Annotated in this window: 23 protein-coding genes and 1 tRNA gene; 15 read left to right on the top strand and 9 right to left on the bottom strand. The window is 58.5% G+C overall.

Features of this window, described 5'->3' with window-relative positions:
* The first annotated feature begins 27 nt into the window (after positions 1-27).
* The gene (pgi, locus tag RAE09_RS04705) at positions 28-1,665 is read left to right on the top strand and encodes a glucose-6-phosphate isomerase (protein WP_316981101.1); all 1,638 of its coding nucleotides are present in this window, start codon (positions 28-30) and stop codon (positions 1,663-1,665) included.
* A 164-nt stretch (positions 1,666-1,829) separates the two neighbouring features.
* Here the strand turns inward: pgi and RAE09_RS04700 are convergent, their stop codons facing one another.
* From RAE09_RS04700 to RAE09_RS04690, 3 genes are read right to left on the bottom strand one after another with little or no spacing between them, the layout of a single operon-like run.
* Positions 1,830-2,243: a YccF domain-containing protein gene (locus tag RAE09_RS04700; RefSeq protein ID WP_301714875.1), complete on the bottom strand. Its 414-nt coding sequence runs from the start codon at positions 2,241-2,243 to the stop codon at positions 1,830-1,832.
* 18 nt (positions 2,244-2,261) lie between these two features.
* Positions 2,262-3,080 carry a DNA-formamidopyrimidine glycosylase family protein gene (locus RAE09_RS04695; protein WP_316981100.1) on the bottom strand — a complete coding sequence of 273 codons (819 nt, stop codon included), beginning with the start codon at positions 3,078-3,080 and terminating at the stop codon, positions 2,262-2,264.
* 18 nt (positions 3,081-3,098) lie between these two features.
* A complete protein-coding gene (locus RAE09_RS04690; RefSeq protein ID WP_316981099.1) occupies positions 3,099-7,898 on the bottom strand; it encodes an ATP-dependent helicase in 4,800 nt (1,599 codons plus the stop codon).
* A gap of 35 nt (positions 7,899-7,933) precedes the next feature.
* On the opposite strand from RAE09_RS04690, the gene RAE09_RS04685 reads away from it, so the two are divergent.
* Entirely contained in the window at positions 7,934-8,692 is a 759-nt protein-coding gene (locus RAE09_RS04685) for a 3'(2'),5'-bisphosphate nucleotidase CysQ (protein ID WP_316981098.1), read from the top strand.
* Here the strand turns inward: RAE09_RS04685 and RAE09_RS04680 are convergent.
* On the bottom strand, positions 8,689-9,357 hold the full coding sequence (locus RAE09_RS04680) for a TetR/AcrR family transcriptional regulator (RefSeq protein ID WP_316981097.1): 669 nt from the start codon (positions 9,355-9,357) through the stop codon (positions 8,689-8,691). The two genes, RAE09_RS04685 and RAE09_RS04680, sit on opposite strands and share 4 nt — an antisense overlap.
* 107 nt (positions 9,358-9,464) lie before the next feature.
* On the opposite strand from RAE09_RS04680, the gene RAE09_RS04675 reads away from it, so the two are divergent.
* The 5 genes from RAE09_RS04675 to RAE09_RS04655 all read left to right on the top strand — a co-directional run bounded on the left by RAE09_RS04675 (position 9,465) and on the right by RAE09_RS04655 (position 12,188).
* Positions 9,465-10,358: an NAD-dependent epimerase/dehydratase family protein gene (locus RAE09_RS04675; RefSeq protein ID WP_316981096.1), complete on the top strand. Its 894-nt coding sequence runs from the start codon at positions 9,465-9,467 to the stop codon at positions 10,356-10,358.
* Positions 10,359-10,406: 48 nt separating this feature from the next.
* Entirely contained in the window at positions 10,407-11,234 is an 828-nt protein-coding gene (locus tag RAE09_RS04670; protein WP_316981095.1) for a thymidylate synthase, read from the top strand.
* On the top strand, positions 11,234-11,764 hold the full coding sequence (locus RAE09_RS04665) for a dihydrofolate reductase (RefSeq protein ID WP_316981094.1): 531 nt from the start codon (positions 11,234-11,236) through the stop codon (positions 11,762-11,764). Before RAE09_RS04670 ends, RAE09_RS04665 begins: the two co-directional genes overlap by 1 nt.
* The gene (locus RAE09_RS04660; RefSeq protein WP_302259445.1) at positions 11,764-12,045 is read left to right on the top strand and encodes a glutaredoxin domain-containing protein; all 282 of its coding nucleotides are present in this window, start codon (positions 11,764-11,766) and stop codon (positions 12,043-12,045) included. The genes RAE09_RS04665 and RAE09_RS04660 overlap by 1 nt, the downstream gene beginning before the upstream one ends.
* A 70-nt stretch (positions 12,046-12,115) precedes the next feature.
* Positions 12,116-12,188: transfer RNA gene (locus RAE09_RS04655), tRNA-Arg, on the top strand.
* A 96-nt stretch (positions 12,189-12,284) separates the two neighbouring features.
* Here the strand turns inward: RAE09_RS04655 and RAE09_RS04650 are convergent.
* Entirely contained in the window at positions 12,285-13,478 is a 1,194-nt protein-coding gene (locus tag RAE09_RS04650; protein WP_316981141.1) for an IS481 family transposase, read from the bottom strand.
* A gap of 716 nt (positions 13,479-14,194) precedes the next feature.
* Here RAE09_RS04650 and RAE09_RS04645 point away from each other — a divergent pair.
* The 3 genes from RAE09_RS04645 to RAE09_RS04640 all read left to right on the top strand — a co-directional run bounded on the left by RAE09_RS04645 (position 14,195) and on the right by RAE09_RS04640 (position 15,939).
* Entirely contained in the window at positions 14,195-14,794 is a 600-nt protein-coding gene (locus RAE09_RS04645) for a Panacea domain-containing protein (RefSeq protein WP_302259444.1), read from the top strand.
* Entirely contained in the window at positions 14,791-15,051 is a 261-nt protein-coding gene (locus RAE09_RS11905) for a type II toxin-antitoxin system PemK/MazF family toxin (protein WP_394371994.1), read from the top strand. Before RAE09_RS04645 ends, RAE09_RS11905 begins: the two co-directional genes overlap by 4 nt.
* 294 nt (positions 15,052-15,345) lie before the next feature.
* Complete coding sequence (locus RAE09_RS04640) at positions 15,346-15,939, top strand: Type 1 glutamine amidotransferase-like domain-containing protein (protein WP_302259442.1); 594 nt, start codon at positions 15,346-15,348, stop codon at positions 15,937-15,939.
* A gap of 186 nt (positions 15,940-16,125) precedes the next feature.
* Here the strand turns inward: RAE09_RS04640 and RAE09_RS04635 are convergent, their stop codons facing one another.
* A complete protein-coding gene (locus RAE09_RS04635; protein WP_316981093.1) occupies positions 16,126-16,569 on the bottom strand; it encodes a DUF2871 domain-containing protein in 444 nt (147 codons plus the stop codon).
* 326 nt (positions 16,570-16,895) lie between these two features.
* On the opposite strand from RAE09_RS04635, the gene RAE09_RS04630 reads away from it, so the two are divergent.
* From RAE09_RS04630 to RAE09_RS04610, 5 genes are all read left to right on the top strand, one after another.
* On the top strand, positions 16,896-17,927 hold the full coding sequence (locus tag RAE09_RS04630; RefSeq protein WP_302259440.1) for an ABC transporter substrate-binding protein: 1,032 nt from the start codon (positions 16,896-16,898) through the stop codon (positions 17,925-17,927).
* Positions 17,928-17,942: 15 nt separating this feature from the next.
* Positions 17,943-19,550 (top strand): ABC transporter permease, encoded by a 1,608-nt coding sequence (locus RAE09_RS04625; protein WP_302259726.1) that lies wholly within the window; start codon positions 17,943-17,945, stop codon positions 19,548-19,550.
* Between the two features lie 2 nt (positions 19,551-19,552).
* The gene (locus RAE09_RS04620) at positions 19,553-20,581 is read left to right on the top strand and encodes an ABC transporter ATP-binding protein (protein ID WP_302259439.1); all 1,029 of its coding nucleotides are present in this window, start codon (positions 19,553-19,555) and stop codon (positions 20,579-20,581) included.
* A gap of 192 nt (positions 20,582-20,773) precedes the next feature.
* Positions 20,774-21,202 carry an OsmC family protein gene (locus RAE09_RS04615; protein WP_316981092.1) on the top strand — a complete coding sequence of 143 codons (429 nt, stop codon included), beginning with the start codon at positions 20,774-20,776 and terminating at the stop codon, positions 21,200-21,202.
* Between the two features lie 113 nt (positions 21,203-21,315).
* Positions 21,316-22,314, top strand: coding sequence for a DUF1906 domain-containing protein (locus RAE09_RS04610; RefSeq protein WP_302259437.1), 999 nt, complete (start codon positions 21,316-21,318; stop codon positions 22,312-22,314).
* 2 nt (positions 22,315-22,316) lie between these two features.
* On the opposite strand, the gene RAE09_RS04605 is transcribed toward RAE09_RS04610, so the two are convergent.
* Genes RAE09_RS04605 through RAE09_RS04595 form a run of 3 tightly spaced genes read right to left on the bottom strand, consistent with a single transcriptional unit; the run spans position 22,317 to position 25,369 of the window.
* On the bottom strand, positions 22,317-23,351 hold the full coding sequence (locus RAE09_RS04605) for a hypothetical protein (RefSeq protein WP_371744510.1): 1,035 nt from the start codon (positions 23,349-23,351) through the stop codon (positions 22,317-22,319).
* A gap of 27 nt (positions 23,352-23,378) precedes the next feature.
* Entirely contained in the window at positions 23,379-25,022 is a 1,644-nt protein-coding gene (locus RAE09_RS04600) for a solute symporter family protein (protein WP_316981091.1), read from the bottom strand.
* Positions 25,022-25,369 (bottom strand): DUF485 domain-containing protein, encoded by a 348-nt coding sequence (locus RAE09_RS04595; RefSeq protein ID WP_198492709.1) that lies wholly within the window; start codon positions 25,367-25,369, stop codon positions 25,022-25,024. Before RAE09_RS04595 ends, RAE09_RS04600 begins: the two co-directional genes overlap by 1 nt.
* Positions 25,370-25,728 lie beyond the last annotated feature (359 nt).

The following is a 25,728-nucleotide window of genomic DNA, read 5'->3' as shown; positions in this document are numbered from 1 at the left end:
CGCTAGTTGCCAGAAAGGCCTACCACCATGGATATCACCGCATCTGCCCAGTGGAGCGAGCTCGCGAAGGTATATGAGGACAAGAAGGACCTCAACCTCCGCGAGCTTTTTGCCGCCGATGCAGACCGCGCCCGCAACTTCACCTTCGACGCCGCCGGGCTGCACGTGGATCTGTCGAAGAACCTGATCGACGGGGACATCGTCAAGCAGCTGGTTGAGGTAGCCAAGGCCGCCGACCTTGAGGCCCGCCGCGAAGCCATGTTCGCCGGCGAGCACATCAATAACACTGAGGATCGCGCCGTGTTGCATACCGCGCTGCGCATCCCGGTCGAAGATGACTTAAGCGTAGATGGCCAAGACGTCGCCGCCGATGTCCACGAGGTCTTAGGCCGCATGCGTGACTTCGCCACCGCGCTGCGCTCCGGCTCCTGGCTGGGGCACACCGGCCGCACCATCAAAAAGGTGGTCAATATCGGCATCGGCGGCTCCGACCTCGGCCCAGCCATGGCAGCCAAGGCATTGCGCTCCTACGAGGTCGCTGGCATCTCCGCCGAGTTTGTCTCCAACGTGGACCCCGCCGATATGGCCGCCACGCTCGATGGCCTGGATGCAGAATCCACCCTATTTATCATCGCCTCCAAGACCTTTACCACCCAGGAAACGCTGACCAACGCACACGCCGCGCGCCGCTGGCTCATCGAGCAATTCGATGGCGATGAATCCGCCGTGGCCAAGCACTTCGTCGCCGTGTCCACCAATGCGGAGAAGGTAGCCGAGTTCGGCATCGATACCGAGAATATGTTCCCGTTCTGGAATTGGGTTGGCGGCCGCTACTCCGTGGATTGCGCCATTGGCCTGTCCCTTATGTGCACCATCGGACCGATGGACTTCATGCGCTTCCTCGAGGGCTTCCATGCCATGGACGAGCACTTCCGCACTACCCCGTTGGAAGAAAACGTCCCCGCGCTCATGGGCCTCCTTGGTGTTTGGTACACCAATTTCTTTGGCGCCCAGACTCACGCCGTGCTCCCCTATTCGCAGGACCTCGGCCGCTTCCCAGCTTACCTGCAGCAGCTGACCATGGAATCCAATGGCAAGTCCGTGCGCCGCGATGGCACCGCGGTCACCGCCCCGTCCACCGGGGAAATCTACTGGGGCGAGCCGGGCACCAACGGCCAGCACGCCTTCTTCCAGCTCATGCACCAGGGCACCCGCCTCATCCCGGCGGACTTCATCGGCTTTGCTCGCCCGAAGCAGGACTTCCCCACCGCCGATGGCTCCGGCTCCATGCATGACCTGCTCATGGGCAACTTCTTTGCCCAGACCAAGGTGCTGGCCTTCGGCAAGACCGCAGAAGAAATCGCGGCGGAGGGCGTCGATGAGGCCGTGGTGCCGCACAAGGTCATGCCGGGCAACCGCCCGACCACCACCATCCTGGCCGAGGAGCTCACCCCGCAGACCCTCGGCGTGCTCATCGCACTCTACGAGCACATCGTGTTCACCCAGGGCGTTATCTGGGATATCAACTCCTTTGACCAATGGGGCGTGGAGCTGGGCAAGCAGCAGGCTAATGACTTGGCCCCGGCCGTCTCCGGCGCTGAGGCCGCCGATTCCGGTGACCAGTCCACCGATGAGCTCATCGGTTGGTATCGCTCCAACCGTTAAAGGCCCACTTTTAGCCGCGTTATCCCCTCCCTCCCACTCGGCGGGGTGGATAACGCGGCTGCTTTATGGCCTCTTCGACCCACCGCGATGTAAAACAAGCACGTTCCGCCCAAAATCAGCGCGAAATCGGGCGAAACGTGCTTGTTTTGTCAGCGGAATGTGGTTTAGAGCTTGACCATCGGCTCCCAACCGAATGGGATGTGGTCAGAGTCCACAATCTTGCGGCCGAAGGGGAAGCAGGTCACCGGGATCATCTTCAGGTTGGCCAGCGCGGCCGGGATGCCCACGATGGTCACCACCTGTGCCGCCGCGGTGGTGACGTGGCCAATGGCCAGCCACAGGCCGGCGACCACGAACCAGACGATATTGGAGAAGGTGGACATGGAGCCACTTCCCTTTACCGGCTGCACCACCGAGCGGCCGAATGGCCACAGGGCGAAATTAGCCATGCGGAACGACGCCACGCCCGCTGGAATGGTGACAATAAAGATGCAGGCGATAATGCCAAAGATGAAGTAGGCCAAGGCTAGGAAGAACCCGCCGGTGATGAACCAAATGATATTGAGAAGGGTACGCATAGCCTCCACCCTAGCGGGCTACGTCGAGGAGTGAAGCGGCTGGCAGTGCGGGCACCACCAGATGATGCGCTCGAGTTCGCCTTCGTCGCCGCCCTGGTCCACGCCGCCGAGCGCGCCCTTGGTGATGAACGTACCGCAGCGGCGACAGCGCTTGCGATTGCGGCCGAAGACATAGGTGGTCTCCCCGGCGCGGCGAACGCCGGTGGTCACGCGCACCGGGGAGGTGCGATTGGCCCACATGATGCGCCGGGAAATATCGAGGATGCGGGCGGTATCGACCTCGGCTACCGGCGTGGCTGGGTGCACGCCGGCCAAGAAACACGCCTCGGCGCGGTATTCATTACCGATTCCCGCAACGACCTTCTGGTCGAGCAGCGCCGCACCAATGGCACGCTCGGGCCGGGAGTTGAGCCGGCGCAGGGCTTCCTCGCGGTCCCAGTGGGGGTCGAGGATATCCGGACCGAGATGGGCGATGCGCTGGTGGTAGTGGTCGGCGGGGTAGATGTCCACGAAGCCCAACTGGTGGCCGACGACCTCGATATCGCGCGGGGAATTGGCCAGCTGCAGTACGATGCGGGCGGTGTGTCCGGGCTTGCGCCAGCGATCGCCTGCGTAGTGAATAGCCCAGGTTCCTTCCATCTTGAGGTGGGTGTGCACGATGGTCTGGTCGAATTGCATAAACAGGTGCTTGCCATAGGGCCAGACGCGCTCACACACCATGCCATCGAGGTGAACGGTGGCGTAGCGCGGCACGCGCACGGAGCAGCCGGTGACCTCGCGGCCGGCCATAAACTGCAGTCGGTTGGATAGCTGCAGGACGGAATCGCCTTCGGGCATAACACCTCCTGTGGATCTTTAGCGGCGGTACCCGCCGCGCGGACGGAAACCACCATTATTGCGCGGAGCGGGCGGTGGATCATCAAAGCTGAGTTCTTCGATGGCCTCTGAGGCCCGGCGGCCTGCGCGTGGGGTACGGGGAGCGGCGGCGCGAGCGGAGATGCGCACGCCCTTCGGTGTAATCCCGGCGCCGGCGTCGCGCAGGTGGGCCGCCGCATCGGTTTTATGGATGGGACTGCCATTGCACTTTTCGATAACCAACGGGGACAGCACTCCCCTCGCCACCATGTCCGTGAGCGCGGAAACCACGCGGGGATAGACCTCGGCGGGGTCGATGCCGTCGGGCAGCGATTCGATAAAGGTGGTGAGGGTTTTGCCGCCGCGGGTGAGGTGGGCGATGGGCAGGCCGTCGATAAGCACTACCAGCGCGCCGGCCGAGCGGGTGGGGCCGCCGGTCGCTTTGCCGTCGGCATCGTCGCGCTGCGGCCAGGGCAGGGCCGCACCGTAGGGATTGGCCGGGTCGCAGGCGGCGAGGACGAAGGTCTCGGGCTCGGTGGTACCAGACGGCCAGCCGGTAACATCCGGGGAATCGGCCAGCCCGCGCAGGCGGTCGATAATGGCGGGCGTGGAAAATTGCGCGGCGCCGAGCCCATCGATGACGTAGCCGCGCATGGCCTTGCCGGATTCCTCGAAGCCGGAGAGCACCTTATAGGCCAGCGCGAAACCGCCGAGTACGTCTTCGGCCACGACGGAGCCGCGGGTGAGCACGCCGTAGCGGTCGAGCCAGGCCTCGCCGTGGGCAACGGACCGGGAGGTGGCATCGGTAGAGGCTGGTACCGCGAGCGACCACCGGCCCATGACATCGGGCGGGGTCCCCGCGCCCGCGGCATTCTGCGCCTGTGCGAAGGAGGTGCGCCCCATGCGCAGGCGAGAGCGGGTGGGCCGCCGCTTCGAGCGATGCGCAGTGCGGCCTGAGCGCGAGCCGCCGGAAGACAGTCGGGTGCGAATAGGCGCGAAGGAATCGGGGCTTACCAGGCCCATCTCTACTAGACCCCAGAGGGCCTCGCGGGTCTCCTCGGTGGTACCGGGGGCCTCGGCGGCAATATCGGCAAAGAGGAAGCCACCGCCGCGGCCGAGGACATCGAGGATGGAGCGCTGCACCATGCTGACGCCCTCGGCATCCGTTTCCGGGGCGAGTTGAGCAGCATAGTCTGAGGGCAACAGCATGATCCAGGGGTCGGCCGTGCCGGCCTTGCCAGCACCCACAATGAGCACCTCGCCATTGGAGGTGAGCTCATCGAGCATGGTGGGTGAATAATCGCCCACCCGGGCGGGCAGGATGAGCGATTCCCACGCGGAGGCGGGCAGGCGCACCCCGGCGAGCTGCTCGATGACGGAAAAGACGCCATCGGCACCGCGTAGGGCCGGGCGCTTTCCGGCCGGTGCGATGCTATGCCACTCCGGCAAGAAACGGGCGAAGGTAGCGCCCGAGACCGGCTCGGTAGCAGCCCGCGCGGCGGCGAGCGAGCGCGAGCGAATGGTCTTCAGCACCGCGGCGGCGCAGTACTCCTGCTCCTCCACTCCCTGGCGGTAGCGGCCTTCTACTACCCCATCGAGCGCGCCGAGGACGGTATGCGCGGCGGAGACGGAAATGCCGAAAGCTTCGGTGAGATCTCGCAGCACAAACGGTCCGCGGGTGCGCGCCCACCGCGAGACCAGCTGCGGCAAGGCATCAGAAATGGTGGCCACTTGGGCAGGGATGCCGGGAGGGATGGGGATGCCTAGGGCGTCGCGAAGCAGGGGTGCATCCTGGGCCTGGGCTAGGTGTTCGCGCCCGCCAATGCGCACGCGCATAATTCGGGTGCCCAGCTGGTCCAGGGCGGATAACGGGACGTCGGTGTGCTCGCCCAGCTCGTCGACGGGAATCGGCCCCAGCACGCGCAGCAGATCCGCTACCTCTTCGGTGGTGCGGGCCCGGCGCGAGGGCTCGGTGCGTTGGAGCTGTGCGTGGACCTCGGCGATAATCTCTGGATCGAGCAGCTCGCGCAGCTCTACCGTGCCGAGCAATTTGGCCAAAAGCGCCGGGTCAAGGGCCAGGGCGGCCGCGCGTTTTTCTGCTAATGGGGAATCGCCCTCGTACATAAACGCGCCGGTGTAGTTAAACAGCAGCGAAGAGGCAAAGGGCGAGGGCTGTTCGGTGGTGACCTCCGCAATGCGGATGCGGCGGTGGCCCAGCTCCCGCATGACCTCCGTGAGCGCGGGGACATCGTAGACGTCCTGGACACACTCTCGCACCGTCTCCAAGATGATGGGAAAGGACGGGTACTTACGGGCAACGTCCAAAAGCTGCTCGGCGCGCTGGCGCTGCTGCCACAACGGCGCGCGCTTGCCGGGATTGCGCCGAGGCAAGAGCAGCGCGCGGGCCGCGCACTCGCGGAAACGGGAGGCAAAGAGCGCAGAGTTGCCCACCTGCTCGGCCACGATATCGGCGATCTCATCGGCATCGAAGGCGAAGATGGCCCCATCGGGCTCGGATTCTGCCTCCGGCAGGCGCAGCACGATGCCATCATCGCCAGCCACGGCCTGCGGATCCATGCCGGTGCGCTCGCCCACCCGGGCGCCTACCGCTAGCGCCCATGCGGAGTTGACCGGCCGGCCAAACGGGGTATGCAGCACCACGCGCCAATCGCCTAGCTCATCGCGGAAGCGCTCAAGCACCAACGTCTTTTCATCCGGGATGACACCAGTGGCTTCATTTTGCTCCTGCAGATAGGCCACGATATTGGAGCGCGCATTATCATCGGCATCCGCAATGATATCCGGCGAGGAAAATACCCCGCGGCGATACTCACCTAACGCCTTGCCCAGCTCATAGGGTCGGCCCGCGCCATCGCCATTCCAAAATGGCAGGCGCCCGGTATGCCCCGGCGCGGGCGTGACCAACACCTGGTCGCGCGTGATGTCCTCGATGCGCCAACTGGTAGCGCCCAAGGTGAACACATCGCCCACTCTGGACTCATAAACCATCTCCTCATCCAGCTCGCCCACCCGGCGCGGAGCACCACCGGAGCCCTCTCCCGATCCGGTATAGAGGAATACCCCAAACATGCCCCTATCCGGAATCGTGCCGCCACTGGTTACGGCCACGCGCTGGGCACCAGGCCGCGCCGTCATCACTCCCGTCACTCGGTCATAAACCACGCGAGGTTTAAGTTCCGCAAAGTCCGTGGACGGATACACGCCGCTGACTAGATCCAGCACGGAGTCATAGACCTCCCTCGCCAAATCGCGGTAGGGCCAGGCCCGGCGGACCATCTCGTACCACTCATCGGCATCAAGCCCGTCCTCACCAGCCGCGGACACCGCCGCCACCGTCTGCTGCGCCAGCACATCCAACGGGTTGCGCGGGGTATGCATCTCCTCAATGAGCCCGGCGCGCATGCGCGCTACCGTCAGCGTGGACTGCACCAGATCCGCGCGGTGCTTGGGATAAAACGAGCCGTGCGATACCGCGCCCACAAAGTGCCCAGCGCGGCCCACACGCTGCAGCCCGGAGGCCACAGAAGGCGGAGATTCCACCTGCACGACTAGCTCCACTGCACCCATATCGATGCCCAGCTCCAGAGAGCTGGTGGCCACCACGGCCTTAAGCGTGCCTTCTTTCAGCATGGTTTCAGTCATCGCGCGCTCATCCTTAGACACCGAGCCATGGTGGGCGCGGGCGATAACCGCCGGGGCCTTGCCGGCGACGTCGACCTGCTTCATCAGCTGGGCTGGGTCCCGGCGGGTCTCGGGAGACAGCGAATCCGGATCATGCTCTTGTGCATAGAGCTCATTGAGCCGGCTGGTCAGCCGCTCGGCCGTGCGCCGGGAGTTGACAAATACCAGCGTGGAGCGATGCGCCATGATTTCCGCATAGAGGTCATCCTCAATAAACGGCCAGATGGACTTCGCCGTGGGCAGCGCGGACTCATCCACGGAAGGAGAGCTGATGCCAATCGCATCATCCACCGTCATCTCCCCAATGGTGGAGCCTTGCTCCGGTGTGGGCAGATCGGACATATCCTCCACTGGCACATGCACGTCCAGCTGCCACTTCTTCTCCGCGTCCGGGGCCACAATTTCTACTGGCCGGTTGCCGCCCAAGAAATTCGATACCGCAGACAACGGCCGCACGGTGGCGGAAAGCCCGATGCGTTGGAAGTCCCCTGCCACCTGCTGCAGGCGCTCCAAGGTCAGCGCTAGGTGCACGCCGCGCTTGGTGCCGGCCAATGCATGGATCTCATCGATGATGACGGTATCCACCGTCTTCAAAATCCCCGCCGCCTTGGAGGTCAGCATCAAATAGGCCGACTCCGGGGTGGTAATCAAGATATCCGGCGGCTTGCGCACCTGCCGCGCACGTTCCGCCGAGGGCGTATCGCCCGAGCGCACGCCTACCGAAATATCCGGCACGTCTAGCTCTAGGTTCTCTGCGGTGCGTGCGATGCCGGTCAGCGGGGCGCGCAGGTTATTTTCCACGTCCACGCCCAGCGCCTTGAGCGGCGAGATATACAGCACCTTCACCCCGGCGGCGGATCCAGTTGTCCCTGAGCCCACCGGCAGCGCCAGCTGGCCCTCGCGCTCAACCAAATTATTCAGCGCCCACAAGAATGCAGCGAGGGTCTTACCGGAACCGGTAGGAGCTACCACAAGGGCATGCTCACCGCGGGAAATCTTCTCCCAGGCCTGCGCTTGCACGGCGGTAGGAGCAGCAAATACATCCTGAAACCACTGCGCTACTTGGGGCCGGAAGCGGTCGAGGATGTTTTCTGGCATGCCCACACTCTAGTCTGCGTTGTAATGTGGGCACCATGACCGTCGAGATTTCTGATTCCCGCCTGACCAATTCCCTCGCCCAGGGCTGCGGTGAGATCCTGAAAGGCGTGCGCAACGGGGGCCTGCTGCGGGGCCTTTCGCTTGGCGACGCCGGCGATGAAGCCGCCCAAGAATGGATCGCCCGCGTCCTCGAGCAGCACCGTCCCCAGGACGGCATGCTCTCTGAGGAAGCCTCCGATGACCTGGCCCGTTTAAAGAAAGACCGCGTGTGGATCGTGGATCCGCTCGACGGCACCAAAGAATTTGCCACCGGCCGCCAGGACTGGGCAGTACATATCGCCCTCGTAGAAAACGGTATCCCCATCCATGCGGCGGTGGGCCTGCCGGATCTCGGCGTTACTTTTAAGTCCTCGGACGTTCGGGCGGTCACCGGCCCACTGTCTAAGAAGTTCGTTGTCTCCCGCAACCGCCCGCCCAAGGTGGCCGACTACATTGCGGAGAAAATGGGCTATGAAATCGTGGGTGTCGGCTCCGCGGGTGCGAAGGCCATGCACGTCCTGCTGGGCGATTATGACGGTTATATCCACGCCGGCGGCCAGTACGAGTGGGATCAGGCCGCCCCGGTGGGCGTCGCCCAGGCGGCCGGCCTGCACTGCTGCCGCCTCGATGGCTCCGAGATTCGCTTCAATAATGAGGACACATTCATCCCGGATATCCTCATCTGCCGCCCCGAGCTCAAGGATGAGATCTTGGAGCATGCCCAGGCCTTTGCCGAGGAGCACGGCGGATTTTAAAGACCTAAATCGGTAGCCAGGCGCGATACTGCCCTCGTGTGAAACTCGTCGTAATCGCTAAGGGTCTCGCGGCCGAGATAGCCAAAGACCTCGGCGTTGATCAACCCAATAATCCTCATCCAAGCCTCCAGAGCCATTTCCATCGCATCCTCGGTGAGCTCTGCACCGATGTCCTGCGCGGCGGCAGCCAGATCCGCAGCAAACTGTGGCGAACGACGCCTCAGCGGCACACTGGAGGCTCCTTCCAGCAGAGCAGCTATCCGGCGGCTCACTTTCGTCCCAGCTACAACAGTTTCTGCAGCCGGGGCTCGGTAACCCACGATCGGCGTGCCATAAATCAAGCCCCAACGTTGCGGAAAATCCAGGGCCCACCGCCTCATAGCGCTCACCACTTCCACGAATCTCTCGCGTGGTTGGGCGCGTGCGTCATCACGCTGCGCCACGGCATTATCGAGCCCATCAAAGGCATCGACGATAAGCAACGTAATCAGTTGTGCCCTATCGGGGACGTAGCGATAAATACCGGAGGAGACTATCCCTAGCTCGCGGGCTATGGCCCTCAGGTTCAGCGCCTCCACGCCACCGTTTGCGAGCTGCTTCCGCCCCAATTCGATGATGCGGGTCATCGTCTCTTCGCGGGCGCGCTCTCGTGGGGTTTGTGCCATGAATAAACTATAGCAACTCACAAATGAGAGCACTGCTCTTGTCTTCGTAGGAGACTTCCTATACCTTGAGAGAGCACCAGTCACTAAATTGAACAGGAATCTTGGAAATGAAATATCTCATCACCGGAGCGGGCCCCGTCGGCCGCGTAGTTGCCCGTGAACTCGCCTCCCGGGGCCATGAATGCCTCATCATGAGCCGACACGCCACCACGATTAACCTCGGGCCCCGCGTCCAGCACATCACCGGCGATGCAACCAGTAAAGAGTCCTACCCTGCCAATATCGACGGCATCGCGCACTGCATTCACGCCGCCTATAACGCCGAGCAATGGCGAAAGCTCCTCATCCCCGCCGAAGAAACCGCGCTTCACATCGCTGCGGAACGCACCATCCCCATCGTGTTCCCCGAATCCACCTATGGCTTTGATCCAAACCGCGAAGAAGTCTCGCCGACTACTCCCTTGACCGGCTCCCGGAATGGAAAGCCCGGCGTGCGCGCGCAGCTCATCGACGCCCGTCTCGCCTCTCGCGCCCACACCGTATCCGTCATCGCGGCCGATTTATTTGGTCCCGACTCCGGGCCGGGTTGCGTCTACCACCAGCTGATAATCGGTAAGCGCTTCCCCCTAGCTCTAATCAACCCACATGCGAAGCACTCGGTGACCTACCTGCCAGATTTCGGCCGCGCTCTTGCCGATGCCCTCCTCGACCCCACCAGCGCTCCCATCGTCGCAACACCGTGCGCTCCGGCGCTAACGCAGGCGGAATTCGCCGACCGCGCGGGGTGCCACCGCACCCCGATAACGATCCACCCCTGGATGCTCAAGCTCGGTGGACTCTTAAGCACCGATCTGCGTGGGCTGGTTGAAATGACCTACTTATGGGAACGCCCCTCCATTCTCAGCGGCGCCACTGCACGGTGGAAAGCTACCCCCATAGAACAAGCGCTACGCGAAACAGCCTCCTGCGATAATGCCACTGCCAGCGCCAAGAGGAAATAAACGCTCCAACTACTCCAATGTTTTTCTAACGCTCTACACTGGAGCACCATGAGTGATACGTCCACCGTTTCTAGCGCCGCTATTGCCACCCCGTACGAGGATCTGCTGCGCCGCGTTCTCGACGAAGGCACGCCCAAAGGCGATCGCACCGGCACCGGCACGCGCTCTATTTTTGGTGCGCAGCTGCGCTATAACCTGGCCGAGTCTTTCCCGCTGCTGACCACCAAGAAGGTCTATTTCCACGCGGTATTGGGCGAGCTGTTGTGGTTCCTCAAAGGCGAGTCCAATATTAAGTTCCTGCAGGAGAACAAGGTCCGCATCTGGAACGAGTGGGCAGACGACAATGGCGAGCTAGGCCCGGTCTACGGCGTGCAGTGGCGCTCTTGGCCCACCCCGGACGGCCAGCACATTGACCAGATTCAGCAAGCGCTCGACACTCTGAAGAATAACCCGGACTCGCGCCGCAACTTGGTCTCTGCATGGAACGTCGCGGAGCTGGACAAGATGGCCCTGATGCCCTGCCACCTGCTCTTCCAGCTCTACGTGGCCGATGGCACCTTGTCCATGCAGGTTTACCAGCGCTCGGCCGATATGTTCTTGGGCGTGCCCTTTAATATCGCCTCCTACGCGGCGCTGACCCACATGTTTGCCCAGCAAGCCGGCCTCAAGGTGGGCGAGCTCATCTGGACTGGCGGCGATTGCCATATCTATAACGACCACGTGGAGCAGGTCAAAGAGCAGCTTTCCCGCGAGCCGCGCCCCTACCCGCAGCTCAACCTCCACAAGGCGGAGGACATGTTCTCCTATGACTTCGCCGATTTTGAAATTGAAGGCTACGACCCCCACCCCACCATCAAGGCGCAGGTGTCCGTTTAATGTTGGGCGCAATCTGGGCGCAGTCCCTGGACGGCATCATTGGCGATGGCGAGCAGATGCCCTGGCACGTGCCGGAGGATCTCAAGCACTTTAAGGACGTGACCATGGGCGCGCCGGTCATCATGGGCCGCAAGACCTGGGAGTCCCTCAACCCCAAGTTCCGCCCGCTTCCCGGACGGGAGAACTACGTGCTCTCCTCCCGCGCACCCGGCCAGTGGTCCGCCGGCGCCCAGGTGCTTACCGAAATGCCCTCGCTTTCCGACGCCTGGGTTATCGGCGGCGGCCAAATCTACACCGCCACCTTGGACCAGGTGGACCGCATTGAGGTCACCCTCATGGGCGTTAATATCGGTAGCACCTACGGCGATAAATCGATCTACGCCCCCGACATCCCCGAGGAATTCGGCCTCGCCCACAGCACCGATTGGCTTACTTCCGACAAAGGCCACCTCGCGCTGCCGGACCAAGAGGCCAGCGATCTTCCCATCAAATACCGCTTTTTAACCTACGACCGAAAGGATGCAGCCTAATGACTGTACGAACCCCCGAAACCAATTCCGACGTCACCATCTTCTACGCCGACTGGTGCCCCTTCTGCGCCAAGCTCATCAAGAACCTGGACCGCACCGAAACCCCATACGCGCTTGTCGACGTCGAAGGCGACAACACCGACGACATCAACGCCTGGATCGAATCCGTCAACGACGGCAACCGCATCATCCCCACCGTCCTCTACTCCGACGGCACCCACGAGACCAACCCACCAGCCTCCTCCGTTCGCAATAAGCAGAAGGAATTGGCCGAGAGCTAGCCCACACCCCAGCCATTTCGGGGCACTCCTGCCCCACTGCTATGATTAGCCAAGTTGCACACGCAACCCCGCCCCAGTAGCTCAGGGGATAGAGCACGGCTCTCCTAAAGCCGGTGTCGGTGGTTCGAATCCACTCTGGGGCACCGTGTCATGAGTCGCGACATGTTTGACAGATGAGTCGCGACATCGTTGACAAACCGGCATTCCAGTTGCTTTTTGTTCTGGGGTGCCGGTTTCTTTTATTCTGTGGCTTGGGGTGGGTCTCCTTGTTTCCAGTAGGGCCTTTGATAGTCGCGGGCTGTGTCGATGTAGTGCTCGGTGATTACTTCGCCGGTTTCGGCTAGTGATGTGATGACGTGATTGTCGGCTATGACCATGAGGACTTTTTGTCGTTTAAAGGCTCTGCCAACGCCTAGGTGAAAAAGCTTGCCAGCGTAGCGCACGGTGACTTTGCCGTTGTCCCAGACAATGTCGTTTCTGGTGCGCCATTCTTGCTTTGGATTATCACTTGGGCTGGCTTTGGGTCCTGTCGTGTAGCTGTGGTGCGGGCTGCGTCTGCCAAGCGCTCGGTGAGGGCGGTGAATGTTGTAGTAGTCGCGAAATTCATCTAGTTGTTCTTGCAGCTCACCTATAGTTTTCGCGGGTGGTCTGGCCGTGATCCATTTTTTGAGTGTTTGGTGAAATCTCTCAATTTTTCCTTGCGTTTGTGGGTGGCCTGGGCGGCCGTTTTTCTGCTGAATTTTGTACGTACTCAAGACTTTTTCAAAAGCATTTCGCCCGCCTTTACGCCCAGCTAAGCGGGCAGTAAAGACTAACCCGTTATCTGTAAGCGTCGATGCTGGCGGACCATAGGTTGTTATCAATCGAGTAAGCTCAGCAGCTACTTGTGGGCCTGTAAAAGAGCTGGCAGCGGTAATCGATAAGAGATAGTGCGAGTGGTCATCGAGGAAATCTAGGACGTCGACCCTGGTGCCATCAGCTAGGAAGATATGGGTGATGTCTGCCTGCCAGCATTCATTGGGCATGGCTGCTTCAAAGCGGATAAATGAACTTTTGGGCTTCTTTTTCGGCTCCGGGCTGATAAGTCCCTCTTTGGCCAGGATGCGTCGAATCGTGGACGTAGATGGGCTGCGTTTTCCGTCTCTTTCAAGGTGAAAGGCAATAGTTTCCGGTCCTGCATCAAGCCCATGACGCGTTAGTTGACGACGGATAGTAACAATTTCTGCCCGCAACCTATCTGGCACGGCCTGTGGATGGGTGTGTGGGGCACGTGATTTCGGCGCGACAACCTTGGCACCGCCGGCGTCGAAAGCGTTGAGGATTTGATAGACGCGCTGCCGGGAAATACCAAAGTGCTTAGCTACCTTTGACGGGCTGCGCTTTTGCTCACGGACTGCTCGGACAATGGCCATATTGCGGTTAGGACTGTTCATAGTGTCAAACATGTCCCGACTCACCAGTCAAGCATCACCCGACACGGTAAGGTAGCCCTAAGCGTCAAATATGTCGCGGCTGATCTGTCAAGCATCACGACGGTTCCCTCAGGCACAGACTGTCAAATATGTCATGAACTCAGACACACTCTGGGGCACCGTGTGAAGTCTCGAGACATCGTTCCTATGGTGTCTCGAGATTTTTCGTTGTATTTCGCCCTGGTTGGCGCTGGTGTCGTTGACTTTCTAGTTGTGAGAGGTGCCCCAGGTTTGGTTTCGTTTATGCAGACGCAACACTTGGGACACTTCACGTGATGGAGTACCGACCACTTCCCTTGGCTTGCTGTGGACTAACCTTAAACATAATGTTTCTTCCTATTAACTGCCCAATTAAAGGACATTCCAACGTGAGCCTGTACTCGTCTGACGTGGCGACTGACTACTCCTAATCGGGAGTCCAAGCCACAGCCGGGAGGTGACCAACCTCCCGGCTGTTTTGCCGACCGGCGGACTTGGAGGGCGATTTCCCTGCGCGGCGACCCGGGGCATAAATACGACCTCATAACATGAGAATATATGTTCGATTAGTTTAGGGACCATGTCGAACCTGCCTGTAAAACAAAATACAGGTGTCGATTGCCACCCTTCTAGCCGAGGATACGAGGGGACGAACCAATCTAGTGTTAGAATCAAATTGAAGTTGAGGAGGTGAAGTTATGGAACCCCTGTTGCAGTTCCTTTCATGGGCTACCCGACGTGAGTCTGATGAAGGTCTGATCCCTTCGATTACAAATATGAAGGCACAGAAGTTGTCCTACCTTGCGGAGAGCCTCTATGGACACTTGGAAAACCGCGATTTATCCGCCGGAACCTTCCAGGCTTGGGATCACGGACCGGCGCAGCCAGATTTGTACCGGTTTATCAAGTCTCGAGTTGGCGATAGCCCTGCCGCCCCTTTGGAGCCATTTTCGACGGGTGACGCTATACCGCACGATGTCGAGGAAATCTTCGATGGCATTTGGGAAAACTTCGGCGGGATGACTGCCACTAAACTGCGAAACTTCACGCACACCTACGGTCCATATGAACACCATTATCGAGTCGGCGTTCGAGGTATCACTATCCCGAAGAATGAGATTCACGACGCGTGGCCGGACTTCATTAATGGTCTCCACATTTTTGAACGTTCACCCGAAATGCGACGCCGAGTTGACGCTCTCAAAACTCTACCCCCGCATATTGACGCGTATTCAACGGACGGATTAAGCAAAGAACTATTCCACAACATTTTTGCTGGACACGCCACCGAACGATGAGTTCATCCTTCCCGAAAGTTGTCCGGCGAGGCCGCCTCTACTTCGTCAGCGACGAAAAAATAATATTCGTCTCCAACGGTAAGCGAACTTGGCATGACACCCGTCGCCCGGTTCTGGTGGTCTCCCGCGACAAAGTGAACAGCGATGAGTCAAACGAGGCCATTTTCGTGTGCCCCCTCTCAAGTGGAGGTAACTCATCGAGTTTCGACGTTAAAATTGCCGCTTACGAAGGAGGGCTACGTAAAAAAGTTGGGTGAGGGTCGATCACTGCCAGCGCCTTCTCAAAAGTGACCTACAAGACTGCCTATCACAGGACGGGATTACACCCGCCGCTATGGAAGAGGTTCTCGCTAACCTCGCGGAAATCTTTCTTACACCATAGGGAATCGGCGAGTATCCTGCTAGGGAATCAACTTCAACCGGGACAGGCATACCGGCTGGGAGGCTGAATATCCGAGTCTCCCGAAGTCTCGAGACATCGTTCCGGTCGATGTCTCGAGACTTTTGCTCTTCGAATGGTGGGAGTGGCAAGAATTTCGTAATCTAGGCCCATGAAACTTCTTCTCGCTTCATTCCTGCACCCGGACATCGGCGACTACATTTCGGGGCGAGTGCTGTATATCGATGATGCCGCTTCAGAGATGCGCCAGGCACCATTTGCACAGGCAGAACTGAAGGCAATTGGAGAGACAGCAGAGACCTTAGTCCCTCTCACCCTATCGCAAACAAACTCAAGCGATCTTCAAAATGAAATTGCATCAGCCAACTGCATTTATGTCGCGAGCGGCGACGTGTTCCGCCTACTTGACGTACTGAAGAAAACGGGTGCCGACCGTGCACTGACTGGGGCAGTAAAGCAAGGAAAATTTTACGCTGGAAGTTCTGCAGGAGCAGTTGTTGCCGGCCCATCAATTGAGCCGGCATCAATCATGGACGATTCCAAAACTGCACCGCAGCTCACCGAATATACAGGGCTAAACTTCACTCCTCATGTCATTGTTCCTCATGCACAAGGAACCACTGGGCCCTATTCAATAGAGGTCATCAGTAAGACTGTCGAGACCTACGGCCGAGAATGGAACCTGCTGCTTTTGAGAGATGGGCAAGCGCTCTTTATAGAAGATGAAAAGTCCATTCTCATCTAATCTGCGATTACAAACACGCCAAGCAGACTAGGAAAATCCATTTTTCGCCTCAACTACCAGCACTTTCCTTGTGACCGAGCAGTTCCCTTAAAAATACTATGTAGGGGCCATGAGGGTCATTTATTTTGGTGAGCTCTCATCTCGCAGAGCCGACGTTGTGGCGCTTTGAGACAGTCTCACTCATTGTTATTCACCTGCTACTTGGGACTTAGCTTCTTGGGACTCACCGATGGCATTACCAAGCGCTGCGATGAATGCGATTAGGCCTACCGTGATGAGGATGTGCCCAAGACCAGCGATACCAGAGATCATTGCAGAGGACTCCTCCCCCATTACGGTCAAGCATCCGTGCCAGATCATGACGCCAACGGTGACGACCACGCCGACGTTATACAGCCAAAAGAACGCATTGAACTGACCGCGACTGCGTGACAGACCAAAGACCTTCTCCAATAGCAAGAAGATAAGGCTCATCATGAAACCGAGCGCTAGCAAGTGAGTATGCGCCACGCTTAGCTGAGTGAACTCGCCCGCGGGGAAATCATTGGCACGCGTGAATTCTCGGTAGAACACGCCAGCGCCCAAGCCCAACACGAGGTAGAAAATAGATGCCCAATCCAAAGCTTTCATGGTCATTCTCCTTCCCAACTGCTGTCACGGCTGGATTAGCGATGGATCAAATACTCTTAGGACTCATTTTTCTACATTCATCCCCGTTTTGAATCACAGGACTGGTTGAAACTGCAATCAACCAGTCGGTTGACTGTTTGGTCCATTAGATAAAGAGGGGGGCCGACCCTCATTAGGGATTTCATTAATAACCACCGCTTCCTCCAAACACCCGCTCAAGGGACCTAAAAATTTACTGCACGTTTACATCGATCCCAGGTTTTCTTAACTTCAGTGCAGTTAGATTGATGTTCCTGATCACTACTCTCTCTGGAGGAACTCCCACGATGAAGTCGAAGCACACTTCTCTCTCTGCCATAGCCCTTGCTTCAACCGTCCTTCTTACTTCGTGCGGCGAGCCTGCGTCCGACCAAGAAGATTCACAGGCGACCAGCGATTCAACCTCCATAACCGTCTATACCTCCGAACCAGAAGAAAAGGTCGATGAAATCAATGCGGCCTTCAATGAGGAATACCCCGATATCGAGGTCAATGTATACCGCGCTGGTACCGGTGATTTGAACGCCCGCATCTCTTCAGAGAAGCAATCTGGCGACATTGAAGCAGATGTTTTCTGGGCGGCCGATGCACCTACCTTTGAAAACTACGCCGAGGATGGCGACCTCATCGAGCTGGCCGATGTCGATTCCGATGACATCATCGACGAAGCCAAGGACGACGAGAATTTTTATGTTGGCACGCGCATAATCCCTACTGTAATTGCTTATAACACCGACGAAATCGCAGAAGGGGATGCCCCAACCTCGTGGGCGGATCTCACCGATCCGAAGTACAAGGACAAACTCGTCCTGCCGAACCCAGCGGTCTCAGGTGCAGCGGCTTTCAACGCCTCTGCGTGGAAGAATAATTCGGATCTCGGAAAAGCGTGGATCGAAAATCTGGGCAAGAATTCCCCGATGATCGCAGAGTCCAATGGCCCTACCTCCCAGGAAATCGCCTCCGGTTCCAAGCCCGTGGGCGTGGTCGTCGATTACTTAGTCCGCGACCTGGCGGATAAGGGGTCCCCAGTTGCCCTCGCCTACCCCACCGAAGGATCACCGTATATTTCTGAGCCTGCGGGCGTATTCAAAGACTCCCAGGAACAAGAAGCAGCACAGAAATACATCAACTTCCTGCTTTCAAAGAAGGCACAAGAAATCGCCGTCGAGCAGTCGTACCTCCCGGTGCGTGAGGACGTGGGAACCCCAGCAGGCACCCCTGAACTCACAGACATTGAGCTCATGGACCAGGACTTGGGGAAAATCACCAAGGATAAAGACGCGGCCGTCGAGGTATTCCAAAAGGCAGTGTCTTCCTAGTTCTTGGTGACCAACTTGTTGAAAAATCCCTCCGTAACCGCGCTACGCGTTGGCGTGTGGCTGATTGCCATTGGCCTGTTCATCGCGCCTTTGGCCCTTGTTGTCTCCCTTGCACTGGGCGGAAACCAAATTCCCATCCTGCTAGAGCAAGGGCTCGGCATCGCTACCTGGAATTCTCTATTTTCCACGGCGCTTTCGGCTCTCGCTGCCGTCATCATCGGCACCGTTATTGCCATCACGCTAGACCGCACAGATATCTACGGCTCTTCGGTACTGCGCTTATTCTTGCTTTCGCCCCTCTTGGTTCCGCCATTTATCGGAGCGATCGCCTGGATTCAACTCTTCGGCCCGAATCAGGGCTTGAATAAGCTCTTTGAGTTCGAAATATGGAATATCTACGGCGCAGACGGGGTCATTGCGCTGATGACTATCCATTCTTTTCCCACGGCATATGTCATCATTTCTTCAAGCTTGCGCTCCATCTCCCCCGATTTTGAGCTAGCCGCCCGAGTATCTGGCGCGTCCGTGATGACAGTTCTGCGCACGGTCACCCTTCCACTCCTGCGCCCCGCGCTATTGTCCGCGTTCACTCTCACAGCGATTGCTAATCTGGCTGATTTCGGCATTCCCGCTATTATCGGCTCGCCGGCTCGGTTCGAAACGCTCGCGACGATGATTTACCGGTTCATTGATTCCGGCACCGTATCCAACCCCTTACAAGTGGTCTCGACCATCGGCGTTGTCCTCTTATTTTTGGGAATCGGCGCAGTAATCATGGACTATCTCACTTCCCTGAAAAACTCGTCTTCTACACATGACTCCGGAAGTCCGGCGCGTTTCGCACTGCATTCGGCGCGCTGGCCGGTCACGATCATCATGTGGGTGTGCGGGCTCGCCATTTCCATTGGCCCAATTCTTGGTTTGGCCTACCGCGCATTGCTGCCAGCTCCTGGGGTTCCATTTACCTTAGAAACCATCTCGCTGGCGAACTTTAGCAGCGCTTTATCCAACCCGCGCGTCATCGACGGACTCAGTAATTCCGCATTTCTGTCAATAGCCGCCGCGATAATCTGCGGGATTCTTGGTTGGGTCATCGGAATTCTAGTGACCCGGACTCAGGCACGAGGAAATACGCTTTTAACCCTTTCTGCGCTGCTACCGAGCGCGCTGCCTGGGCTCATCATCGGTGTCGCCTGGCTGATTGCCGGGCGCTATACCGGGCTGTATAACACCATTTGGATAATCCTTATCGCCTACGTCTGTGCTTTTACTGCACTCGTTGTCCAGGCCGTGCGCGCCCCGCTAATAAGCACCCCGGTCACCGTGGAAGAAGCAGCGCGCATTTCTGGCGCCACGCCGCTTAAGGCGCTATTTACTACCACCGGCGCGATGACCATTCCAGCGGCGATATCCGGTGCGGTGCTCGTAGCGGTGACCGCGATTCGAGAACTTACTATTTCCGTGCTCCTCGTCGCACCCGGAACCACAACACTGGGTGTCCAAGTCTTCAATCTGCAACAGGCAGGAAATTATAACCAGGCATCGGCACTCGCCCTACTCTTTGCGCTGCTTGGCATCATTGCCGTCGCACTGACTATCCGTGCTCCCAAGGTAAGGACTTAATAATGGCGAAAATTGCAGCTTCCCACCTCACGGTCACTTTTCCGGACGGAACCACCGGCCTACGCGATATCAACCTCTCCATCGAGCCAGGAGAACTCATCGCACTTGTGGGACCGTCAGGCTCCGGCAAAACCACCCTCCTTCGCACCATCGCTGGTTTTATTTCCCCATCATCGGGTGAGCTCGACATCGATGGCAAACAGATGACTTCAACTCCTCCCGAAGAGCGCGGCATTGGTATGGTTTTCCAACAGCACGCGATTTGGCCACACATGTCTGTTAAAGAGAATGTTGGCTATCCACTACGCCGAGCGAAAGTAGCTAAGGCTAAACGCGAAGAGCACATTTCTAAAACTTTGACCCTCGTAGGCCTGCCGGGATTCGAAGACCGGTCTCCGAACAGTCTTTCTGGCGGACAACGCCAGCGCGTGGCTCTTGCCAGAGCGATCGTCGCAAGTCCTAAACTTCTGTTACTGGATGAGGCCCTTTCAGCTCTTGACGAACCATTGCGCGATAATTTGCGTCGCGAACTAGTAGAACTGACGCAAAAACAACGCCTAACCACGGTGCACGTGACCCACGATCGCGCCGAGGCGCTGGCTATTGCAGATAGAGTCGTGGTCCTAGACGGCGGCGAAATCCAACAAATCGCTACCCCGCAACAGCTCCTAGAAAATCCCGCTAGTCCGGAGGTCGCGGCGTTCATTTCGGACGCCACAATTGTTCAAACCACCATTACAGAAAGCCTCGTCGAGTGTCCCACGCTTGGTGTTTCATGGCCGCTGAGCGATGTAACTGTGCGAGGGGACGGTACTAAAGCCGCTATCTTGCCGCACCACGCAAAGATTGTGGACGAAGACTATCTAGGCACCACGGTTCCAGCAATAGTGGACTCCGCAATTTTCGAAGGCGACCACTACTCTGTTACCGCCACTCATGAATCTGGAACCAAATTCCGCACCACTGCAGACCATAAACCCGCAATGGGACAATCCGTGTGGGTTCACTTCTCGCCACCCTTGATTTTTTAATTCGTCACGTTCCGCGAACTTTAAAAACTCGACAGTTTCACAGAGCTCTAATCTTCTTTGACAGCTGCCCCCATTTTCAGGAGCACAATTTTATGTCCATAGTGACCACAAATATCGAGGACCGTTGACTATCGCACCATCCTCACGGCCATTTCCTTCTACTTTTCCCGTTCCTTGCTTAAGCTCTAAGCCATGAGTAAAAGCACTGAACGCTATGTCGTAGACCTCACCCGCCTCGACACCGCCGTATACCGCGCTACCAATTCCGCGGGAGCCAGCATTGAATTTGGCAGTGGTGAGGGGCTCCTCTCCCCTGTCGAGCTTTTGCTAGCCGCCGTCGCGGGGTGTTCCGCGGTCGATGTGGACGTTGTGACGTCCCGGCGAGCGAAGCCGGAATCCTTCGACGTGCACGTAGAGGGTGACCGCGTAAACGAAGATGGTGCATCGCGTCTGTCGGAGGTTCGTGTGGGCTTCGATCTATCGTTCCCGGATACACCGGAAGGCAACCAAGCGCGCAAACTGGTGGACAACCTGATTCGCATCTCCCACGAGAAGGACTGCACGGTATCGCGCACGGTTGAGAACCCCACGCGAGTGCTGTTTAGCAATGACTCGAAATAGCGTTACAAAGTAAAAGCGCGACATGCAGTTTCGTTCCGACTAGGACTCTAGACCTGCTGCTATGGTGCAGTTGTTAACTACTGTGACAAATGTGATTACTGCAGGAGCTCAACATGTCACCATCTTTCTCCCGTCGCGGCCTCTTTAAGGTCGGCGCTCTCGCCCTGACCGCAGGCGCCATCGGTACTGCCGCTCCACATGCAGCGGCACTCGGACCGGTGCGCGGCACCATCATTGATTTCTCCGCCGGCGTACCTTCCCCGCAGGCAATTAAGAATGCCGGCCATATGGGCGCGATTCGCTACGTCTCCGACAAGCGCCCTGGCGCAGCGTGGATGACCGGCAAGCCGGTAACTCTCAAGGAAACTAAGGCCAATGCAGCAGCAGGCCTGCCCACGGCGTCGGTATACCAATTCGGCCGTGCGGAAACTGCCGATTGGAAGCAGGGTGCAGCAGGTGCGGCAGTACACGCACCGAAGGCGATTGCGCTACACAAGAAGGCAGGCGGCCCCACCAAACGCCCGATCTACATCGCGATCGACGATAACCCCACCCGCGAACAGTACACCCGCCAAATCCGCCCGTACCTGCAGGCATTCTCCAAAACGCTGGAGCTGGCCGGTTACCAGACGGGCATCTACGGCAACTACAGCACTATTGAGTGGGCGATCCAGGATGGCATCGGCAAGTACTTCTGGATGCATGACTGGGGTTCCAACGGCAAGATTCACCCGCGCACCACTATCCACCAGCTGCCGCACGGCAAGCAGCAGACGATTGGCGGCGTCATCGTTGACGTCAATGAGGTCTACGCCGAAGACTGGGGACAGTGGACGCCAGGCAAATCCGCGGCTCCTGCACCGGCAAAGAAGCCGACCGCTAAGAAACCACAACCTAAGCCGCAGCCGCAGCCGCAGACCAAGGCCCCGAGCAATGGCTCGTCCGACCTAGTCAATCAGCTGAGCTCGCAGCTGCAGAGCACGCACCCGGAGCTACCAGAGCTGCCGCAGGTCACTGCCAATGGCGTGTCTTTTAATGGCAAGACGTTGAGCAACGATCAGATTCGCCAGCTGGCGAAGATCGTCGCAGAAACGGTCTCTAAGGCGCGGTAGTACTACTTCTTGGAAGGCTCGGAGGTTTTCTCCGAGCCCTTCTTTTTGTCTGCGGACTTCTTTTTGGACGTGGTGGATTCGCTAGTGGGCTCCTTGGACGAGGACTTTTCCTTCTTGCCCTTGCCGGACTTCTCGTCCTTGTCCTTCTTGTTGGAGGACGTGGTGGGGGTCTCTGAAGTGGAGGTCTCGATCGGTGGAACGTCCTCGCCGTCTTTGTACTTAAGGAAGCGCTCGGTGGCCTTGCCCAGATTCTTGCCGGTCACCTCGTCCTTGACGTAGTCGGTGAGGTCATCGGATGAGCCGGTAATGGAGGCGGCGGCGACGAAGTTCTCACCAAAGGAAACCGAAGAGTTAATGGACTTGTCATTGGACCAGCCCCACTTGCTGCCTACTACGTTAGAGAGCTTGGCTGTGCCGTAGTTCTGAAGGTAGCCATCCTCAGAGATGGGATCGGCATGCGCCATAGCTACGAGCACCGGGTGGGTTTCATCGTGCTCAATGAGCTGCGAGATGAAGCTGGCTACGTCATACGTGGAGGTTTGCGAGTAACCCCACTTCTCGCCGGCCTTGGTGGATTCGAGGTGGAATTCATCGGCAATCGCGTCGATGGAATCCGGGTACTTGTCAAAGAGGTCTTCGGCGGACTTATCAGAGGAGCTAGCGATCATATCCAGCGCCTCATATTTGTCCTCGTACTCGCCTTTTTCCATGACGTAGGTGGCGATATAGAGCTTGATAAGGCTTAGCGCTGGGCGGGCCTCGTGCTCCGAGGCAGAGCCCATGTGCATGCCATCGTGCAGGCGGATATAGGTAATTGAATGACCCTCATCGCCCTCCAGGAACTCATTGGTTTCCGGTGGGACGTCGCGGTTGGTGTCTGTTGCTTTTAAGGGGGCGTCGGCAAGCGCATCGCTTTCGCGCTCGCTATTGCTGCACGCGGTGGTGGTCAAGGCGAGCATGCATACGGCCAAAGCGGCACCAGCCTTAACTGATGCCGCCTTGCGGGTCACAGACGTTCTAAGCACGTCCAACCACATTACCGGGTCTGTGCACTTTTCAAGCAATTAATGCTGCACGGGTGCCTCCACGCCCACGCCAGTAAGGGAGCGAACTTCCATCTCTGCGGAAAGCTCCTCAAAGTTATCCGGCTTGGTCATGATGGACACCAACCAGCCAACGAAGAAGGACAGCGGAATGGAGACCAAGCCCGGCGAGGAAAGCGGGAAGATGGCCCAGTCCGCGCCCGGGAACATGGAGCTCTCAGAACCGGAGACTGCCGGGGAGAAGAAGATGAGCACCAGGCAGGACACCACGCCGGTGTACATGGAGGCCACCGCGCCCGCGGTGTTGAAGCGGCGCCAGTACAGGGAGTACAGGATGGTCGGCAGGTTGGCGGAGGCCGCCACCGCAAACGCCAGGGAGACCAGGAAGGCCACGTTCTGGGTCATGGCCAGGATGCCCAGGATGATGGAGACGATGCCCAGGACCACCACGGTGGCCTGGGAGACGCGGACCTGCTCGGCCTCGGTGGACTCGCCGTTGCGGATAACCGCGTGGTAGATATCGTGCGCAATGGACGCAGAGGCGGTAATAGCCAGGCCAGCAACCACGGCGAGCACGGTAGCGAAGGCCACGGCGGAAATAATCGCCATGAAGATGGAGCCGCCAATCTCCAGTGCGAGCAGCGGTGCCGCAGCATTGGCCCCGCCCGGCGCGGCCAGGATACGGTCCGGCCCCACCAGCGCAGCTGCACCGTAGCCCAGGACCAGGGTCATGAGGTAGAAGGCACCGATGATGACGATCGCCCAGGTAACGGACCGGCGCGCCTCAGTGGCGGTGGGCACGGTGTAGAAGCGCATCAGCACGTGTGGCAGGCCACCCACGCCGAGCACCAGGGAAATGCCCAGGGAGATAAAGTCCAGCTTGGTGGCGGTGGTGGCGCCGTACTTCAGGCCTGGGGCCATGATGTCTTTAGCCTCGTAGCCCTTCTCCTTAATCTGCTCGGAGGCGGCGTGCATGTCGATGGCGTTATTAAACAGGGTGCTAAAGCCGCCGCGAAGGGCAATGAAGACCAAGAAACACATGATGACCACGCCGGCGACCAGAAGCACGGCCTTAATCATCTGCACGTAGGTGGTGCCTTTCATACCGCCGACCAGGACGTAGACAATCATGAGCACGCCCACGATGCCGACGACGAGGGCCTGCCACTTGAAGTCGTGGATATCCAACAGCACGGCCACCAGCGAGCCGGCGCCGGCCATCTGCGCGATGAGGTAGAAGAGCGTGACGAAGAGGGTGGCGATGGACGCCGCCACGCGCACGGGCTTTTGCTTCAGGCGGAAGGAGAGGACGTCCGCCATGGTGAAGCGGCCGACGTTACGCATGGGCTCGGCGACGAGCATGAGTGCTACCAGCCAGGCGACGAAGAAGCCCACCGAGTACAAGAAGCCGTCATAGCCGTTGAGCGCCACCGCGCCGACGATGCCTAGGAAGGATGCGGCGGAGAGGTAGTCACCGGAGATGGCCAGACCGTTCTGGCGTCCGGAGAAGCTGCCGCCACCGGTGTAGAAGTCCGAGGCTTCCTTGGTGGTTTTACCGGCGCGCAGCACCACCGCCATGGTGACGATAAGGAAGATGGCGAAGATGGAAATATTCAGGATGGGGTTGCCGGCGGAAGTCTCGGCGGCAAGGGTGGTGGTAGTCATTAGTTGCCCTCCAATTCTTCACGGATGGCGGCCGACTTCGGCTCGATATTCTTATTGGCGTACTTCACGTAAATCCACGTGATGATGAAGGTGGTAAGGAACTGAGCAAGGCCAAAGACGAGGCCGATGTTCCAGCCACCGCCGAGCTCGGTTGCCATGAAATCAGGGGCAAACACGGCGGCAAGAACGTAAACCACGTACCACACGAAGAAGGCCACGGTCATAGGGAAGGTAAAACTCCGGTAGGTGCGGCGCAGCTCGCCGAACTGGGCGGAGTCGCGCATCGCGATGAACTCGCTGCCAGTGGGTTCACGGCGCGAGACAGGAGTTGCAGCTACGTCACTCATAGAGCATCGTCTCCTTGGCTGAGAGGAACTTAGGTCACACGAGATAGTGTGTTACTGCTCACTATCCACGTTCTTCTGTAAGTTACAGAACATTTTCTGCAAGGTTGTAAACTCTGCCAAGAAAACCTTCCACTCCCCCACCCTTTTAACCCCATAGGCTTCACTGAACTGGAATAACATCTTTAGCAAACTACCCCCGAAGGAAGAATTTTTTACCCCTTGTAAAGATTGTTAACAGCTTGAGTTCAGAGGGTCGTTGCAACACTTTCCCTTAGGAGGGTGTTGTTGTGTCTGGGGTTGTTGGCCCGTTTCATTCGTTGTCTGAATCGGATCGTCGTGGCTTAGTTGCCTTGGTTGGC

This window comes from Corynebacterium tuberculostearicum, from assembly GCF_032821615.1.
GTDB lineage: Bacteria > Actinomycetota > Actinomycetes > Mycobacteriales > Mycobacteriaceae > Corynebacterium > Corynebacterium tuberculostearicum_H.
Note: the sequence above shows the minus strand (reverse complement) of the source record. Positions and strands in the feature narration are given on the sequence as shown.

Excerpts from the sequence above, each read along its gene's own strand:
- pgi (WP_316981101.1), top strand. The coding sequence starts at position 28 with ATGGATATCACCGCATCTGCCCAGTGGAGCGAGCTCGCGAAGGTATAT.
- RAE09_RS04700 (WP_301714875.1), bottom strand. The coding sequence starts at position 2,243 with ATGCGTACCCTTCTCAATATCATTTGGTTCATCACCGGCGGGTTCTTC.
- RAE09_RS04695 (WP_316981100.1), bottom strand. The coding sequence starts at position 3,080 with ATGCCCGAAGGCGATTCCGTCCTGCAGCTATCCAACCGACTGCAGTTT.
- RAE09_RS04690 (WP_316981099.1), bottom strand. The coding sequence starts at position 7,898 with ATGCCAGAAAACATCCTCGACCGCTTCCGGCCCCAAGTAGCGCAGTGG.
- RAE09_RS04685 (WP_316981098.1), top strand. The coding sequence starts at position 7,934 with ATGACCGTCGAGATTTCTGATTCCCGCCTGACCAATTCCCTCGCCCAG.
- RAE09_RS04680 (WP_316981097.1), bottom strand. The coding sequence starts at position 9,357 with ATGGCACAAACCCCACGAGAGCGCGCCCGCGAAGAGACGATGACCCGC.
- RAE09_RS04675 (WP_316981096.1), top strand. The coding sequence starts at position 9,465 with ATGAAATATCTCATCACCGGAGCGGGCCCCGTCGGCCGCGTAGTTGCC.
- RAE09_RS04670 (WP_316981095.1), top strand. The coding sequence starts at position 10,407 with ATGAGTGATACGTCCACCGTTTCTAGCGCCGCTATTGCCACCCCGTAC.
- RAE09_RS04665 (WP_316981094.1), top strand. The coding sequence starts at position 11,234 with ATGTTGGGCGCAATCTGGGCGCAGTCCCTGGACGGCATCATTGGCGAT.
- RAE09_RS04660 (WP_302259445.1), top strand. The coding sequence starts at position 11,764 with ATGACTGTACGAACCCCCGAAACCAATTCCGACGTCACCATCTTCTAC.
- RAE09_RS04650 (WP_316981141.1), bottom strand. The coding sequence starts at position 13,478 with ATGAACAGTCCTAACCGCAATATGGCCATTGTCCGAGCAGTCCGTGAG.
- RAE09_RS04645 (WP_302259444.1), top strand. The coding sequence starts at position 14,195 with ATGGAACCCCTGTTGCAGTTCCTTTCATGGGCTACCCGACGTGAGTCT.
- RAE09_RS11905 (WP_394371994.1), top strand. The coding sequence starts at position 14,791 with ATGAGTTCATCCTTCCCGAAAGTTGTCCGGCGAGGCCGCCTCTACTTC.
- RAE09_RS04640 (WP_302259442.1), top strand. The coding sequence starts at position 15,346 with ATGAAACTTCTTCTCGCTTCATTCCTGCACCCGGACATCGGCGACTAC.
- RAE09_RS04635 (WP_316981093.1), bottom strand. The coding sequence starts at position 16,569 with ATGAAAGCTTTGGATTGGGCATCTATTTTCTACCTCGTGTTGGGCTTG.
- RAE09_RS04630 (WP_302259440.1), top strand. The coding sequence starts at position 16,896 with ATGAAGTCGAAGCACACTTCTCTCTCTGCCATAGCCCTTGCTTCAACC.
- RAE09_RS04620 (WP_302259439.1), top strand. The coding sequence starts at position 19,553 with ATGGCGAAAATTGCAGCTTCCCACCTCACGGTCACTTTTCCGGACGGA.
- RAE09_RS04615 (WP_316981092.1), top strand. The coding sequence starts at position 20,774 with ATGAGTAAAAGCACTGAACGCTATGTCGTAGACCTCACCCGCCTCGAC.
- RAE09_RS04610 (WP_302259437.1), top strand. The coding sequence starts at position 21,316 with ATGTCACCATCTTTCTCCCGTCGCGGCCTCTTTAAGGTCGGCGCTCTC.
- RAE09_RS04605 (WP_371744510.1), bottom strand. The coding sequence starts at position 23,351 with ATGTGGTTGGACGTGCTTAGAACGTCTGTGACCCGCAAGGCGGCATCA.
- RAE09_RS04600 (WP_316981091.1), bottom strand. The coding sequence starts at position 25,022 with ATGACTACCACCACCCTTGCCGCCGAGACTTCCGCCGGCAACCCCATC.
- RAE09_RS04595 (WP_198492709.1), bottom strand. The coding sequence starts at position 25,369 with ATGAGTGACGTAGCTGCAACTCCTGTCTCGCGCCGTGAACCCACTGGC.